The following is a 15,910-nucleotide window of genomic DNA, read 5'->3' as shown; positions in this document are numbered from 1 at the left end:
GGCGCCTTTGATCACCACCGTGTCGGGGGCCAGGGCTATGCCTGCCGAGTCGTCGGTGGGGGGGTCTTCGGACAGGTAAGCGGCGGCCACGCGGGCGGGGATCAGGGTGCCGGTGCGGGCCAGGGCGGGGCCGACCTCGGAGATCAAGGACTGGACCTCGGCGGGGGGGAGGGTGCCAGGGGCGTGGAAGTGGTGGTGGCGGGCGAGGTCGGGGCCCGGGGTGCGATCGATCTCCACGGGGGTGTTTCCCCAGCGGGGCGTGGTCCAGTGGACCGGCCAGTCGAACGGGCGCAGGCCGACGAGGCGGTCGACCGGGGCGTCGGGGGCGGTCAGCGTGGCGATGGCGGCCCGGATCCTGTCGGCGCCGATGCCGGGGGCGCCCAGCCACAGTTCCGCCAGCACGGTTATCCCGGCGGCACGCAGCTTCTCCATGGTCACGCGCATCCGTTCCATGGGCACGACAGCGCCGCCACGGCCGATGACCTCGTGGTCGGCCGCGCAGACCCCGAGCACGACCGTCGTGCAGCCTTCGGCGATCAGCCCGTCCGGGTCCGCCACGGTCCGCGCCAGCCCGGCACGGCCCGCCCACGGCCCGGGAGGAACGGGGTCCCCGGCCCGCTCACGCCAGTACGGCCTGGGAGGAACCGCCTCCCCGGCCCGCTCACCCCAGTACGGCCCGGGAGGAACTGGGTCCTCGGCCGGCTCAGGCCGATGCGGCCCGGCGGGGTGGCCGGGTGGTGGTGGATCGGCGGTCCGCAGGTCGGTGGGTGTGGGAGGGCCGGCGACTCGCCACAGGACGGGGGCGGGGGGCTCGGCGAGCCTGGCACGGCGCAGGGGTGCCAGGTTGGCGAGTACGGGCCAGTGGGCGTGGGCGAAGCGGCCGGTTATCAGGAGGGGGGCGGGAAGGCGTGCGGCGATCGTCAGGGCGGCGGGGAGTTGCTGGTCGCGGTCCAGTACCAGCCAGATCTCTCCGGGTGGGCCTTCATGAACGGCCGCGACGGTCTCCTCCAGCTCGGCGTCGTACGGCGCGGGGGCGCGGGAGGCGCGGAGAGCGGCGGTGGAGTCCTCGGTGGTGCCGTCGCGCAACTCCAGGTCGTCCAACGTGATCTCGACCGCCGAGCCGGGGTGGTGAGCCGCGGCGGGGACCAGGAGCGTGGCGGCCCGCAGCCGGGCCAGCGGGCCCGCGGGGTCGGCCAGTACGGCCGCACCCGCCCGCAGCCGCACGGTCATCTCGGCCCCGGCGCTACTACCGGCGGCAGGACCGGCGCCTTCGACGGCAGGCTGAGCGTTTCCGGTGCCGTCCACGGTGATGGTGGGCCCCGGAGGGCTCGGCGTCGGTGAGGTCGTCGCGGTGGCGAGCAGGCGGCCGATGAACTGGCGGCCCGGGTCGAGCAGGCGGTGCGGTCCGGCGGTCCATTCGAGGCGCACGGTGACGTCGGCCAAGGGCGGCACGATGACAGTGGTCTCGACGGAGCCGGACGGCGGGGCATGGCCGGACTGGGCGGTGTGGCCGTGAGGATCGGCGGGGGATGGGGTGGGCCCGGGGGTGGGGGTCATGGTGGGGGTCCGATGTGGCCGGTCAGGGCTACGCGGAATTCGCTGGTGTGGGGGCCGGTGGAGCGGTGGAGCCATAGGTCGGTGGCGCTGGGGAGCATTTCGGAGATGGCCAGGGGGCCGGCGGCGGCCAGGGAGCGGAGGTGCTCCTGGGCTTGGGGGACGTCCAGGTCCAGGCAGACGGGCTTGGTCTCGGTGGGGCTCAGGGCGAAGACGTGTCTCGGCCAGCCGCGTCGTTCGCGTTCGGCGACCACGGCGGCGAACAGGTCCAGGCGGTCGGAGGCGTCGATGATCGCGCTCAGCGCGCCTTCGGGGAGGTCCCAGCGCTCACGCTGGACGACCAGGTCGCCCAGCACCAGGCGGGGGGTGTGCTCGCCGGCGCGCAGGCGGGGGAAGTCGACGGGGACGGGGGCGAACACGCGCAGGTGCGGGTGGTCGTCCTCGCCGATGTACAGGGACACGGGGCCGTCCGGGCCTGTCAGCTCGGGCAGGCCGTCGCGCAGCACCGCGCGCAGGTCCCCGGCGGCCACGTGCCGTCCGGCGGGGGCGCCGGAGCGGCCGGTGACCTCGATGAACGTGCCGGGGTAGGTCGCGCCGACCAGGCCCTTGTGCTGGCGCCGGTGCAGGACGGTGGCCGCCCGCTCCCGGCCGCCCCACACCTCCAGCACCGGTGCCACGTCCCGCGCCAGCTCCACGGGGTCGGGAGCGAAGTGCGCCTGCAATCCCCAGGCGAACACGTAGGGATGGATCTCGCCCAGCACCAGCGGCGCGTCACCGGCCTGGAGCATCACGTCGGGGCTGACGAAGAAGGCCCCCTGCGGCGGGTCGGTGAGGTCCGCGACCGCCTCGGGTTCCAGGAACGCCACGCGACCGTCGGACACCGCGAGGAACCGTTCCAGCAGCGCGGTACGCCAGAGTCCCCACGTGTCCAGGACGGGCTCGAACGCACCGGTCGCGAGCCGTGCGGCGAAGGCGTCGGCGAACTCCAGGAACGGCAGCGACCCGCCGTGCTCGGCGAGCAGCCGGGCCGCGAGGGCCCGCAGCCCGTCGTGCTGGATCCGCGCACCGGTCAGCCCGAGCTTCAGCACCGGGTCCAGGGCCTTCTCCAGCCGCCGGGCGGTCGCGGCGGGCCAGCGGACGGGCTGGGCGTCGGCGTGGCAGTCCTCGAACAGAATGAACCGGTCGGCGTAGGTACGTCCCTGGTTGCGGCGAGCGGAAGCCCCGGTGACCGACTCGAACAGCTCCTCGGCCTCGGCGAGGATCTTGGTCCGCTCCGGCACGCCGGATTCCTCGGCGAACCGCTCCAGCAGCTCACCCAGCTCCGCGGCGGCCTCCCGGAACCGCGCCGCGGCGGGGACGTCGGGCAGCCGCGCCACCACGTCCCGCAGCGGGTACACGGTGGTGGAGCTCGGCTCCAGGTCCCGGCGCAGCAGCAGGGTCCGCTCCAGCGCGGCGACCCGCCGCTCGGCCTCCTCGGCGCCGATCCCCACGACGGCACCCAGCTCGGCGGCCGTACGGACACCGTCCGCGGCACGCACCAGGGCGAGGCCGGCGGCGTCGAGCGGCACCGGCGGCCGTCCGGGGATCCGCGCGACCCCACCGCCGGGACCGTGCGCGGCGTCGTGGTCCGCCGACTCGTCGATGATCGCGACCGGGAGCCTGCGGGGTGGCAGCAGCCGGCGCACCGACGGGACGGACGCCGCGGCGCGGGCCCACGCGGCGGCGGCCCAGAACGCGACGAATGTTTCCCGTGAAGCAACGCCGGACGCGGTCTCCGGCCCGGTCTCCACGGACTGGACGTCCGGGTCGACGCGGCCGAAGCAGACGGGCCCGAAGAAGCTGGTGGTCTCGTTCTTGGCGCCGAGACGCTGCAGGTACGCGTACTCGCGCCGCTCCATGGCCCGGTCCCGCGCGGTGCGCGGGCCCCCCGAGGCGGTGCGCTCGTCGCGCCGGGTCAGGGACTCCAGGAAGTCGGGCGAGAGCAGGAACACCGCCTCCCGCACGTCCTGACGCCCGGTCGCGGCCTGGAGCACGGCCGCGGCGGCGGGCTCCTCGGCGGCGAGCAGGTCCCGGGCCCGCGTGGTGTGCCGGGCCGCGTCGTCCAGCGCGCCGGTCCAGTCCCGGTGGCCGGACAGCAGCTCGGGCGACCACGGCCCGGGAGGCGGCTCGGCGGGGATGCGGCGCCCGACCCGGCTGCGCAGCCGGGACAGGGCACGCAACGCCGCCCGGTCGCCGGCGTCGCGCAGCCTGCCGACCTCCGCCGGGATCGTGGTCTCCAGCAACCCGGCGCGGGCCACCTCGGCGCGGTCCCGGCACAGGTGCGCCTCGCGCAGCGCGGCCGCGGTGCGCGGGCAGTCCAGGCCGGACAGCAGGCCGAACGGGAAGCCCGCGCGCCGCAGCACGAAGGTGTCCAGCATCCGGAACGCGGTCGTGCCGGTGAGGCCGGGCAGGGTGTCCAGCATCGGGAACGCGGTCATGCCGGTGTGGCCAGGTCGAGGGCGATGAGCCGGAAGGGACGGTTCAGCTTGGTGGTCGGGCGGGGCAGCGCGGCGGTCAGGGCCGCGGGGTCGCCCCCCGCCGCCGCGTCCAGCGCGGCGACCAGTGCGGCGGCCTCCGCGCGGAAGGCGAGGCTCCGCGTGGCGAGCGCCCGCACCTCCGGCCCGGGGACCCCGCCGTCCGCGACGGCACGCCCGGCGCGGGCGAGCGCGAGGGCGTAGGGGTCGCCGATCGCGGCGGCGGCGGACTCGGCGCGCTCGTACCACTCACCGGCACGCGTCGCCTCGCCGAGGTCGAGGAGCAACCCGCCGATCTCGGTGGCCACGATCTGCTGGTGCAGCTGGTCCTCCAGCCTGCGGGCCAGCTCGTACACGGTGGCGTACCCGGCGAGCGCCTCCTCGTGCCGTCCGGCGCGGTAGTTCAGGCCCGCCGCGCGGTAGCTGTGGTGCTTGAAGAAGCTGTCGCCCCAGCCGGAGCTGATCTTGGCGAAGTGGTCCCAGGTGCCCGCGGCCGTGTCGTACTTCTTGGCCATCTCCTGCAGCACGCTGATGTTGGAGATCAAGTTGATCTTCAGGTGGGTCGCGTCCGCCGAGTGCAGCTTGGAGATCAGCGCGACGGCCTTCTTCTCCTCGCGCATCGCCTGCGGGTACTCCTTGGCCCGCACGTGGGCCAGGGCCCGGACGTTGCGCAGCCACGCCTGCTCGACCGCGGACACCTCCGACGGCTCCTTGGCCAGCTCGGTGAGGCCGTACTCGATGTCGGCGATGCCCGAGGGCAAGGTGCCCGCCCGCTTGACCGCGAGCAGCGCCCGCAGCAGCAGCACCTGCGCCTCGCTGACCGCGTCCGGTGCCACGGCGAAGGCGCGGTCGAACTCCTCCCGCGCGCCGTCGATGTCCTGCACGAGCGCGCGGACGACGCCGATGGAGCGCAGCGCGAGGGCCCGCAGGTGCGCCGGGGAACGGGCGACGTCCACGTGGATGCCGATGGCCGGGGTGCCGTCGCCGGGGTCCGTCGCGGTGAAGTGCTCGGCGACCGCCGCGCAGTCCAGCCCGGGGGTGGCGTCGAGCAGGGCCAGCAGCGCCTCGGCGGCGAGGATGCCGCCCTCGTGGTTGGCGCTGAAGAAGCAGGACCGGATGGCGAGCAGCGCGGCGGCCGCGGTGCGCTCCGGCGGGCCGGCGGACTCGCCGAGCACCTCGGTGAGCTGGCGGTACTCGGGCACGTCCACGGCCGGGCCGTCGGCGACCGGGTCGGCGGCGAGGGCGCCGGGCGTGGGCTCGGCGGCGAGGGCCGCGCCGTCCTCCGTGGTCCCGGGGCCGGCCGGGGCGTCGAGGCCCAGCCGGTCCAGCAGGCCCGCCAGGGTGGCGCGGCGGACGGTGGACGCGCGCGCCGAGGACGCGGCGGGCGGGTCCAGGTCGGCCAGCCACAGGCCGGTGCCCGTGGCGCCGCTCACCATGAGCCGTTCGGCGATCCGGGGCAGCGCTCGCAGGCTCACCACGTCGGCGTGCCCGACCCCGCGCAGCAGCAGCGGGCGGCCCACCGCCGCCAGCGCCGCGGCCACCGCCTCGGCGCCGGTGTCCAGCACGCGGAACACCTGCTCGGACTCGGCGTGCAGGCGACGCTCGGACGGCGTGCCCGCGAGGTCGGCGAGGAGCGGCGCGTCGGGGAAGGTGCCGGGGAACAACCACTCCCACTCGGGGCGGTGCCGCCGCGCGACCTCGTCCACGACGTCAGGGACGAGGCCGGCCAGCGTGGTCAGCACGGCCCGCAGGGAGGAGAACGCGACGGGGAGCCGGGTGCCGACGGCCACGACGACGGGCACCGGGCCGGGAGGTGGAGACAGCGGGTCGCCGACGTGCAGCACGACCGTGTCCCGCGGGGTGTCCACCAATGTATTCGTGACCATTCGCACCAGGGCTCCCATCGCGATCCTGTTGGAATTGGAAATAGTTGTCACAGCGGGAACCGCTGTCGTCACGCCGGGATGAGTCGCTCAGGCGAGCGGAGCGATACGGTTCTCGATTTCCTCGAGCAGGAACTCCATGTCGTCGAGGTCGCCGAGTTCGTCGTCGTCGTACGCGCCGTCCTCCGCCACGGAATCCACCGCGGAATCCGTGGTGATCTCGTCGTCGGCCATGCGGGCCTCCTTCCGAAAGGCGCCGGCGACCCGCACGGGAGGCGCGTCACCGGAGCGTTACTCGTCTTCCGTATGTCCTGCCACGCGGCCTGGCGGCACCAGGCCGGGCATGGCGAAGCGGCAGGCCGGCGCGCCCCCGGCGTCCCGGGGCCGCGGTCCTCCTGTCGCTCCCCGATCCTGCAACAGCGGGGCTGCCGTGTCTTCTTCGCACGTGCCGAGTTTCCGTCTCCCGCAGGCCGTCCGATATCGCGGATTCAGCATTCTGGAAGACGGGTGTACGGGCCCGTCCGAATTACGGTTGGCGTCGAGCCGGTTAGGTTTCACGGCACCTGCGAATTCACGGCGACCCCCGGAGTCCACGCACCATGGAACGGCCCATATTCCAGGCGATCTCATGACCGCGGACGCGACCCGGTGGCGGCCGGCGCCGCTGGCGCTGCTGCGGCGCACCGGCTTCCCGTTCGAGCTGCTCGACCGGCTCGCCGACGCGGAGGCCGCGGAGGCGCTGCGCGCGTACCGGGCCGCGCGGGCGGACGCCGGGGAGCTGTACGCGGAGTTCGACGCGGAGGTCTTCGAGCGGGCGGTGCGCGACCAGGAGGCGGCGCGGGCCCCGGCCCCGGTGTTCAAGGCGCTCTACCGGGTGCGCCGCGCCGCGGGGCGGGCCGAGGCTCCTCCCGCGCAGGCGCTCGCGACGGTGGAGGCGCTCGGCCCTGACGTCGCGGGGTGGGTCGCACGGCAGCGCGTCGCCGCCGGACGGCTGGAGGGGTGCCGTGCCCGCTTCGAGTCCGCCGCCGAGGCGGCGCTGGGCCGGGCACGCGCGCTGCTGTGGGAGACCGCCGCCGGGGCGCGGTTCCGGGAGGCGGTCCTGCTGTCCAACCCCGGCGCGTACGAGCGGGTGCTGCACCGGGCGGGCACCGTGCCGCCCGCCGCACGCAACGCGAAGGCGCGGCGGGAGGAGGGCCTGCTCTACGCCTACCTCCAGCGGTTCTGCGCCAAGAACGAGTCGGTGAGCTTCTTCGGCCCTGTCGACCTCGTCCGGATCGAGCCCGGCTCCGCCGAGTCGCTCACCCTGGCCCGGCGTCCCGGCACCCTCCAGGCCCGCTGGCCGCGCACCGCCCACTGGGCCGCCGAGGCCCTGGCCGCCCGCGCCGCCGCCGACCTCGCCGACCGGCTGCCCCTGCGCCTCGCCCCCGGCTTCGCCGCCACCCCGGACGGCCGGCGCCTGACCCTGCCCGACGGCCGTACGGCCCGGCTCGACGCCGCGTCCGCCGCCGCGGTCCGCGCCTGCGACGCCGGTCTGACCCTGGCCCGCCTCGCCGAGAAGTCCACCCCGGAGGAGACCACCGCCGCCCGCCGCCTGCTGGACCGCGGGGTGCTCCGCCGCGACCTGCCGATCCCCACCGCCGTGGACGACCCGCTCGCCTGGCTCCACACCACGGTCACGGGCCTCGCGGGGCTCGGGGAGCCCGACGCGTCCGGAGGACCGGAGGGATCCGGCGTGTCCGAGGCGAGCGTGTCCGGCCCGAGCGTGTCCGGCCCGAGCGTGTCCGGCCCGAGCGTGTCCGGCCCGAGCGTGTCCGGCCCGAGCGTGTCCGGCCCGAGCGTGTCCAGGTCAAGCGTGTCCGGCCCGAGCGCGGTCGTGCCCGGGGATCCCGCCGAGCGGTGGGTGGCGGAGCTGGAGCGGTTCGCCGAGGTCGTGGCGCGGTTCGCCGCCGCGGGGGACGGGGAGCGGCTGGCGGCGCTGCGGGCGGCGGAGGAGTGCTTCGCGGAGCTGAGCGGCGCCGAGGCGCGCCGGGCGGCGGGCACCATCTACGCCGACCGGCTGATCGTCACCGAGGACTGCCGGGGGGACGTGGTGGACGCGGCGCTCGGCGGGCCGCTGCTCGCCGAGGTCTCCGCGCGGCTGGACCCGGTGCTGCGGCTGTGCGCCGGATACGGGCTGACCGTCGCCGAGGCCGTGCACGAGCAGGCGCTCGCGCTGCACGCCGAGCTGGCGGGGGGCGGCACCGAGGTCGGTTTCCTCCCCTTCATCGCCGCGCTCGACGGGCGAGTGCCGATGACGGACGTGACGGCCGGCCCGGCGGTGGCCGCCTGGCTGGCCCGGCTCGCCGGCATCGTGCGCGCCCACGACCGTGACGGCGTCGCCGACCTCGACGCGGCGGACGTCGCGCCGCTCACCCGCCCGCTGCCGCCGGGCCTCAGCGTCTCCCCCGACGTCTTCCTCGCCGCGCCGGGCGAACCGGAGCTGCGGGACGGCGCCGCCGAGCTGATCGTCGGGGAGATCCACCACGGCACCCAGGTCTGGACCCACCTCGGCGCGCTGCTGCCGGACCACGACCGCCACGCCGCCGCCCTCGTCACGCTGCTCACCGTGGACGGGCGGCCTCCCGCGGCGCTGGTGCACCGCCGTACCCAGGGCAAGGCGTTCGAGCGCGACCTGCCCGGCCACGACATCGAGGTGCTCGGCCGTTCCACCAAGGACGAGGCACTGCGCGCCGCCGACCTGACCGTGGTCCGGACCCCCGGAGGACTGCGGCTGCGGCATCCCGGGCACGGAGAGCTGTTCCTGCGGCCGAGGGACCCCCGCGCCGCGTCCAGCTGGCTGTTCGGCCCGCCGCCCGTGGTGCCGCCCCCGCTGGAACTGCCCGGCGGCTCACCCCGGGTACGGCTCGGCGGCGCCACGGTGTGGCGGCGCGCCTGGGAGCTGCCCGCCGCCGCCCTGTCCGGCCTGCTCGGCGCCGCGGGAGCCGCCGAGGCGATGCTCGCCGCCGACCTGATGCGCGAGGAGCACGGCCTGCCCGGCCGGGTCTTCGTCCGGGTGCCGGGCGAGCGCAAACCCTTCTACGCCGACCTGGCCGAGCCGCTCAGCCTGGAGCACCTGGCGCACATGGTGCGCTCGGCGGGCGACGGCCCGGTGCGGCTGACCGAACTGCTGCCCGGCCCGGACCGCTGGTGGCTGTCCGACGACCGTGGCCGCTACAGCACCGAGCTGCGGATGACCTACTTCACCCGCCACTAGGACACCGGACCTGCGAAAGGAAGACCAATGGCTCGATACGACATCGCCGTCATCGGCGCGGGCGTGGTGGGAGCGTCCACCGCGCGCCTGCTCGCCGCGGAGGGCGCCTCGGTCTGCGTGCTGGACGCCGGCGCGCGCGGCGGGCGCGGATCGCGCGCCGCCGCGGGGGTGGGCGTGCCGTCGGTGCGCCTGCTGGCCGACCCGCTGATGCTCGGGTTCGCCGAGGCGGGCCGCAAGCAGCTGCTCGCCGACATCGACGAGCTCACCGGGAACGACCCCGGCAGGCTGCGCACCGAGGCCGGGGTGATCCGCATCGTGCGGACCCCGCAGCACCGCGAGGAGCTGGAGGCCGCCGCCACGTCCAACCCCGGCTACCTCGGCGACTGGAAGGACCGCGAGCAGCTCGCCGAGGTCGAGCCGCTGCTGGCCACCGACAAGATCCACGGCGCGTACTTCGACCCCGCCGGCCTGGTGATGGACTCCGACGGGTACGTCACCCTGCTCCAGCAGGCCGCCACCGCCGCCGGCGCGCAGTTGCGGTTCGGCACGCAGGTGTACGGCGTGGAGCACTCGGCGAGCGGTGTCGTGCTGCGCACCCAGGACGGGCCGCTGGAGGCCGACCTGGTGGTCGTGGCGGCGGGTGCCTGGTCCGGGTCCATCCCCGGCCTCACGCCGCTGCCGGTGCGCCCGCTGCGCGGCCAGATGTTGCGGCTGGACGCCAGCGTCACGCTGCGGCACGTCGTGTCGGGTTCGGTGTACGCGGCGCCGAGCAGGTCCGGCACCGTGGTGGTCGGCGCCACAGAGGAGAGGGCGGGCTTCGCGGAGACCGTGACCCCCGAGGGTCTGCTGGTGCTCACCGCGTTCCTCGGCCGCATGCTGCCGCGCCTGGCCTCCGGATCCCTGCGCGACGCCTGGAGCGGCCTGCGCGCCGCCGCCCCCGGCGGCCGCCCGCTGATCGGCACGGTCCCCGGCCAGGACCGGGTGATCGCGGCCACCGGCCACGGCGGCCAGGGCATCCTGACCGGCGGCCTCACCGGCCGCGCCGTCGCCGGCTACCTGGACACCGGCGACGACGAGTGGGTCAGGGCGTTCGCCCCGTCACTGGAGCGGGAGTGACCGCCGTACACCAGGGCGTACACCCCGGCACCGAAGCGGACGCCGAGGTACGCCGGGGCGTACCCGCCGGTTCCGGAGCGGAGGAGACCGAGGTACGCCAGGGGGTTCGCCCCGGTTCCGGAGTAGACGAGACCGAGGTGCGCCAGGGGGTTCGCCCCGGTTCCGGAGCGGACGAGACCAAGGTGCGCCAGGGGGTTCGCTCCGGTTCCGGAGCGGACGAGACCGAGGTGCGACGGGGGCTTCGCCCCGGTTCCGGGGCAGGGGAGGCCGAGGCGGGCCGGGTGGCCGGGGCGCACCATGGCTCCGGTGCCGGAGTGACCGCGCGCTGGGAACTGCACCCCCGGTTCATCCTGCGCAGTACGGGGTTCCCGTTCTCCGCGCTGGACCGGATCTCGTTCCCGCGTACCGCGGCCCTGATCGACGCGGCGCTGGACGCGGAGGGCGCGGTGGCCGTGGCCGCCGAGGCGGCGGTCGCCCACCTGCGGGACCATGACGGGGTCACGGACGGGCGGGTGCGCCGCAGGCTGTGGAAGAGCCTGTCGCGGCACCGGCCGCTCCCCGAGGAGGAGGGCGAGCCGGACCCGGTGACCCGGGACCTGCTGGCCGGGTACCGGGGAGCGCTGGAGCGGGTGGGCCGCGCGTGGGAGGACGCCCGCGCGGGACTCGCGGCCGAACTGCCCGAACGGCGGGCCGCGCTGCGCGACCTCGCCGCCGACGAGCGGTTCCAGGAAGCGGTGTGGCTGTCCAGCCCGCAGATGTACGAGCGCGGGCTGCGCGGCCACGTGGCCGCCGACCTGGCCGGAGCCCGCACCGGCAGGGTGCGTTCCCTGGAACGCCAGCTGGCCGGGTACCTCCAGCGGGTGGCGGCCAAGAACGAGACGGCCTCGTTCTTCGGGCCGATCAACTACGGGGACTTCACCGCCCCCGGCCCGGAACGGCCGCGCGCCGGGGCGGTCACGCGCCGCCACGCGTACGTCGCCTACTGGGTGGTCCAGGCGCTGGCCGCCCGCCTCGCCGAGGAGCCGTCCGTCCGGCCCCACCTGCGCCCCCGGCTCTCCCCGCTGGCCAAGGTCTCGACCGGCCCGGCCCGCGTCGTGGTGACCCTGGCGCGCGCCAGGACGGTGACGGTCACCGGCCGTCCGGGCGAGGTGCTGCCGCTGGTGGACGGCCGGCGGGACGCCACCGAACTCGCCGCGCGGATCGGCGCCCCGGTGACCGAGGTGGTCGCCGCGCTGGAACGGCTGGCGGGGACGCGCCTCGTGACGTTCGGGATCGACCTGCCGGTGACCGAGCCGCGGGCACTGGAGGCCCTGGTGGACCGGGTGGCGGAGCTGCCGCCGGACTGCGCCGCGCGGGAGGTCTGGCTGGAGCGGCTGTCCGCGTTGCGCGCCGCGCAGGAGGAGTTCGCCCGGGCCGGTTTCGCCCGGCGCAGGGAACTGCTGGACGAGCTGGAGCGGACCGTGGCCGGGCTCACCGGCCTAGAACCCCGGCGGGACGGCGGCCGCCTCTACGCCGACCGGCTGGTGATCACCGAGGAGTGCCTCGGCGACGCCACCCCGCTGCGCCTCGGCGGCGAGGTGCACGACCTGCTCACCGCCGAGCTCGCCCCCGTGCTCGACCTGCTGGCCGCCGCCGCGATCGAGAGGCACGCCGCGCTGACCGCCACCGCGACGGCCGCGCTCGGCCTGCCCGAAGGCGGCCGTGCCCCGCTCACCCGCTACCTCGCCGAACCCTGGCCGGACGCCCCGACCGCGGACTCCGCGCCCGTGGCGCCCTGGCGGGCCGTGATCGAGGAGAAGGCGGCCGGCGGCGACACCGTCGTGCTGGACCCGGCGGACGTGGCGGTGGCGCGGGACGCGCTGGACGGGCGCGCACTGGTCTGCTCGCCGGACGTCATGATCGTGGCCAGGGACCTGGACGCCTTCCGCGCCGGGGACTTCACCCTGGTGCTGGCCGAGTCGCACGACACCGCGCTGCTGTGGGGCTGGGCGCTGCAGTTCGCCGACGACCCCGCCGCCGCCCAGGCCGAGGTGGCCGGGCTGCTCACCCGGCTGGACGCCGCCCACCCGCTGGCCAACATGCTCACCGCCAAGCGCGCCAAGATCGTGCCCTTCGAGTTCCCCGGCCCCACCGTGGAGGCCGCCCAGCCGAGCCACCGGACCGACGGCGGGACCATCCCGGTCGGCGAGGTCGACGTCGTCGTACGGGACGGGCGGCTGCTGCTGGCCGCGCCGGGACACGACGGGTTCCAGCTGTACAACGGCGAGCTGGACTCCCCCGCGCACAACGTGCTCGCCCCGCCCAGGATCCGCCCGGTGGCCTTCGGCCGCGCCGAGGGCTCGCGGCACACGCCCCGGATCTCGGTCGGCCGCACGGTGATCCAGCGGGAGCGGTGGATCGTCGACCGGGACGAGCTGGTCCCGGACACCCCCCAGGGCACCCCGGGGGACGAGGCGGCCTTCGCCCTGTTCGTCGCGCTGCGCCGCGCGGCACGGCGGCACGGCCTGCCCCGGTGGGCGTTCGTCAAGATCCCCGGTGAGCGCAAGCCCGTGCTCCTGGACACCGAGGGCCTGTTCCTCGCCGAACTGGTGGCCCACCTCGGCGAGCCCGGCACGGCCCTGACGCTCTCGGAGATGCTGCCCGGCCCCGGCGACCTGTGGCTCGAAGGCCCGGACGGCACCCACTGCGCGGAGCTGCGCATGGTGGCGGCCCGCGTGGTCCCCGGGGCACCGGCGTGAGCACCCCCCTGATCGACCAGGACGCCGCGGCGCGGGTGGCCGCCGCCGCGGCGACCGGGTGCCGGGCGGAGGTGTTCGCCGAGTCCTGGGTGCTGTCCCGGGCCGTGGCCGAGCAGGACGGTCTGCGGCTCGCCCAGCGCCGCCGGGAGGGCATGGGCCTGTCCCTGGTCACCGCACAGGGTGTGCACCACCGCCACCTGCCGTGGCTGGCGACCGACCGGCTGCCCCTGCTGCTGGCCGACCACCCCGCCGCGGGACGTGGCGGGGCCGGGCCGATCCCGGGCGGGCAGGACGGCCCGGACGTGAGCGCGGAGGCGGACCTCGCCACCGCGGAGACACTGTCCCGGATGGTGGGGGTGGCCGCCGCGGAGGCCGGGGCGGCGTACCCGGGGGTGACGACCGCGCGGGTGACCGGCGAGTTCACCCGGCGGGTCACGCTGGTCGCCCGGGAGGACGGCGTGCTTCGCGAGGACGTCAACGGCCGCGTGGAACTCCGGGTCACGGTCACGGCGCGGCGGAACGGCGGCACCGCGCGGGTGCTGCGCGTCGCCGGGGCCGAGGTGGCGGACCCCGGGGCGCTGGCCGCGGCCGTCGGCGACGAACGGATCCGCGCCGCCGCGCGGGCGGCGGCCGACGTCGCGGTGCGCGACCTGGACGCGGTGGATCCCCCGGTCGGCGAGCTGTCGGTGGTGCTCGCGGCGGGCGGCCCCGGCGCGTTGCTGCACGAGGTGTGCGGGCACGGCCTGGAGGCCGACGTCGCGCTCCAGCCGGGGGCCGCGTACGGGGGAGCGCTCGGGCAGCGGCTCGCGCCGTCCGGCCTGACGCTCATCGACTCGCCGCGCGCCCCCGCCGGCGCCGGGCTGTACCGGTTCGACGACGAGGGGGAGCCCGCGGCGGAGGTGGCCCTGCTGGAGGACGGCGTGCTGCGGTCGTACCTGCACGACCGGCGCACGGCTGGCGCCACCGGGGCCGAGCCGCACGGCCACGGCCGCCGCCTCAGCTACGCCTATCCCGCGCTGCCCCGGATGAGCTGCACGTACGTCGCACCCGGCACGCTGTCGCCCGAGGAGATCGTCGCGGCGACCCCGTTCGGCCTGTACGTCGAGTCCATCGTCTCCGGCGAGACCGACATGAGCTCGGGCCGGTTCAGCGTGCGGGTCACCTCGGGAAGGCTCATCGAGAACGGCCGCCTGACGGCCCCCATCCGCGAGGCCACCCTGACGGGCACGGGCCTCGGCGTGCTCAGCGCCATCGACCTGATCGGCGACGACCTGCGCTTCATGCCGTACGGCTACCAGTGCAACAAGCTCGGCCAGTTCCCCCTCACGGTCTCGGTCGGCCAGCCCACCCTCCGCGTGGCCGCGATGGCGGTGAGCGGCCCGTGACCGGCGCGGCACGGGGAGACGGTGGGCGGCCATGACCGGACGGGTGGTGAGCGCGCGATGAGCGGTGACGAGTTCGGCCCGCTGGCGGCCGAGGAGCTGCTCGGCGCGTCCCGGCGCCTGCTGGACGCCGTCGCGGCGGCCGGGGGAGACGCGGCCGACGTGCAGGCGGTGTCCACGTCGGTGCGCGCCACGCAGGTCTTCGCCGACGGCACCCACACGGGCCGGGACGGCGTCACCACGGTCACGGGCCTGCGCGTCCGCGCCGGGGGCGGCGTGGCGGGCATGCTGCTCGGCGCCCCTCCGGGCGACCCGGCGCCCGTCGCCCGCCTGGCTGTCGAGCTGGCCCGCCGCTCCCGCCTCGCCGCCGACCCCCGCGACCTGCCCCCGCTGACCACCCAGGCCTCCGGGACCGAGCCTTCGGCGTCCCCCGCCGGACACCCGCACGCCGTGGTCGCGCACGCGGGCGCCGGGCCGGCGGACGCCGTGATCCACCCGGTGCCCGCGGAGCCGGACGTGCCGTTCGAGTACTGCCGGGAACTGCTCTCCCGGCTGCTGACGCCGGTGGAGGGGCCCGTCGCGCTCGGGGCCGAGCACGTGCGCAGCCAGAGCTGGACGGTGGTCGCGGACACGGCGGGCACCGCCGTGGCGTACGAGCAGGCGGGGCATCACGCCTGGCACTGGCTGGAAGGGCTGGGCGGGCACATGGTCGACGGGCTGGCCGCCACCCGGTTCGGCGAGCTGAGCTGGGACGCCCTCGCGGCCCGGGCCCACGAGTTCCGCGCGGTCCACCTGGCGGGGCCCCGCGCGGTGGTGGAGAGCGGTCCCCGGCCGGTGCTGCTGCACCCGGAGGTCGCCGCCCACCTCGTACGCAGCCTGGGCTTCCTGCTCAGCGCGGGCAATGTCCTGGCAGGCATGCGTCCCCTGCTGTCCCGGGTCGGCAAGCGCATCGCCGCCCCCGCGGTCACCCTGGTCGACGACCCGCCCGCCCCGGTGGACGCGCAGGCCACCCCCACCCGGCGGCAGACGCTGCTGGAGGCGGGGGTGCTGCGCGGCTTCCTCACCAGCCGGGACAACGCCGCCGTCCTCGGCGTGCCCCCGTCCGGCTCGGCGCGCCGCGAGGCACCCGACAAACCCGCGGTGGAGAGCCCGTCCCGCATCCGCCTGACCCCGGGGACCCGCTCGGTGGACGCCCTGCGGTCCGGCATGGACGATGGCATCGAGGCCGTCGGGGTCGTGCACCCCGGCGCCATCCGCGGCGGGCGCGGCACCTTCACCACCGTGGTCCTCGGCTGGAAGATCCGCGGCGGCCGTCGCGTGCACGCCCTCGGCCCGGTCCGCATCTCCCTCGGCGTGTTCGAACTGCTGCGCTCCATCGAGGCGGTGGGCGACGACCCGGCCCGCTCGTTCCTCGCCGCCGGCGCCGAGTCCCCGAGCGTCCTCGTCAGCCGCATGGACGTGGGCTGAACCG

Annotated in this window: 8 protein-coding genes and 2 pseudogenes; 5 read left to right on the top strand and 5 right to left on the bottom strand. The window is 76.3% G+C overall.

Annotated features, from left to right (window positions below; translation table 11 throughout):
* The 4 genes and pseudogenes from ACFP1K_RS12765 to ACFP1K_RS12750 all read right to left on the bottom strand — a co-directional run.
* Positions 1-1,557: pseudogene (locus tag ACFP1K_RS12765) on the bottom strand (hypothetical protein); the annotation flags it as partial.
* Positions 1,554-4,031, bottom strand: a complete 2,478-nt coding sequence (locus tag ACFP1K_RS12760; protein ID WP_380751182.1) for a lantibiotic dehydratase — start codon at positions 4,029-4,031, stop codon at positions 1,554-1,556. The pseudogene ACFP1K_RS12765 and the gene ACFP1K_RS12760, both read right to left, overlap by 4 nt.
* Positions 4,028-5,935, bottom strand: coding sequence for a hypothetical protein (locus tag ACFP1K_RS12755; RefSeq protein WP_380751179.1), 1,908 nt, complete (start codon positions 5,933-5,935; stop codon positions 4,028-4,030). The genes ACFP1K_RS12760 and ACFP1K_RS12755 overlap by 4 nt, the downstream gene beginning before the upstream one ends.
* Positions 5,936-6,040: 105 nt before the next feature.
* Positions 6,041-6,184, bottom strand: a complete 144-nt coding sequence (locus tag ACFP1K_RS12750; protein WP_380751176.1) for an ammosamide/lymphostin RiPP family protein — start codon at positions 6,182-6,184, stop codon at positions 6,041-6,043.
* Positions 6,185-7,737: 1,553 nt separating this feature from the next.
* Here ACFP1K_RS12750 and ACFP1K_RS12745 point away from each other — a divergent pair.
* Both ACFP1K_RS12745 and ACFP1K_RS12740 read left to right on the top strand, forming a co-directional pair.
* Positions 7,738-7,959, top strand: a pseudogene (locus ACFP1K_RS12745) (hypothetical protein); the annotation flags it as partial.
* A 1,271-nt stretch (positions 7,960-9,230) separates the two neighbouring features.
* The gene (locus ACFP1K_RS12740) at positions 9,231-10,319 is read left to right on the top strand and encodes an NAD(P)/FAD-dependent oxidoreductase (RefSeq protein WP_380751173.1); all 1,089 of its coding nucleotides are present in this window, start codon (positions 9,231-9,233) and stop codon (positions 10,317-10,319) included.
* On the opposite strand, the gene ACFP1K_RS12735 is transcribed toward ACFP1K_RS12740, so the two are convergent.
* The gene (locus ACFP1K_RS12735; protein WP_380751170.1) at positions 10,256-10,657 is read right to left on the bottom strand and encodes a hypothetical protein; all 402 of its coding nucleotides are present in this window, start codon (positions 10,655-10,657) and stop codon (positions 10,256-10,258) included. The two genes, ACFP1K_RS12740 and ACFP1K_RS12735, sit on opposite strands and share 64 nt — an antisense overlap.
* Between ACFP1K_RS12735 and ACFP1K_RS12730 the strand changes: the two genes are divergently transcribed.
* Genes ACFP1K_RS12730 through ACFP1K_RS12720 form a run of 3 tightly spaced genes read left to right on the top strand, consistent with a single transcriptional unit; the run spans position 10,634 to position 15,906 of the window.
* A complete protein-coding gene (locus ACFP1K_RS12730; protein ID WP_380751167.1) occupies positions 10,634-13,057 on the top strand; it encodes a lantibiotic dehydratase in 2,424 nt (807 codons plus the stop codon). The two genes, ACFP1K_RS12735 and ACFP1K_RS12730, sit on opposite strands and share 24 nt — an antisense overlap.
* Positions 13,054-14,442: a TldD/PmbA family protein gene (locus tag ACFP1K_RS12725; RefSeq protein WP_380751164.1), complete on the top strand. Its 1,389-nt coding sequence runs from the start codon at positions 13,054-13,056 to the stop codon at positions 14,440-14,442. Before ACFP1K_RS12730 ends, ACFP1K_RS12725 begins: the two co-directional genes overlap by 4 nt.
* Before the next feature lie 57 nt (positions 14,443-14,499).
* Entirely contained in the window at positions 14,500-15,906 is a 1,407-nt protein-coding gene (locus ACFP1K_RS12720) for a metallopeptidase TldD-related protein (protein WP_380751161.1), read from the top strand.
* Positions 15,907-15,910 lie beyond the last annotated feature (4 nt).

It is taken from the genome of Sphaerisporangium aureirubrum (assembly GCF_042658925.1).
GTDB classification, from domain to species: domain Bacteria; phylum Actinomycetota; class Actinomycetes; order Streptosporangiales; family Streptosporangiaceae; genus Sphaerisporangium; species Sphaerisporangium aureirubrum.
This window is presented reverse-complemented; position numbering and strand designations above follow the sequence as displayed.

Bases quoted from the DNA above. Each gene is read 5' to 3' on its own strand.
- ACFP1K_RS12760 (WP_380751182.1), bottom strand. From the start codon at position 4,031: ATGACCGCGTTCCCGATGCTGGACACCCTGCCCGGCCTCACCGGCACG.
- ACFP1K_RS12750 (WP_380751176.1), bottom strand. From the start codon at position 6,184: ATGGCCGACGACGAGATCACCACGGATTCCGCGGTGGATTCCGTGGCG.
- ACFP1K_RS12740 (WP_380751173.1), top strand. From the start codon at position 9,231: ATGGCTCGATACGACATCGCCGTCATCGGCGCGGGCGTGGTGGGAGCG.
- ACFP1K_RS12720 (WP_380751161.1), top strand. From the start codon at position 14,500: ATGAGCGGTGACGAGTTCGGCCCGCTGGCGGCCGAGGAGCTGCTCGGC.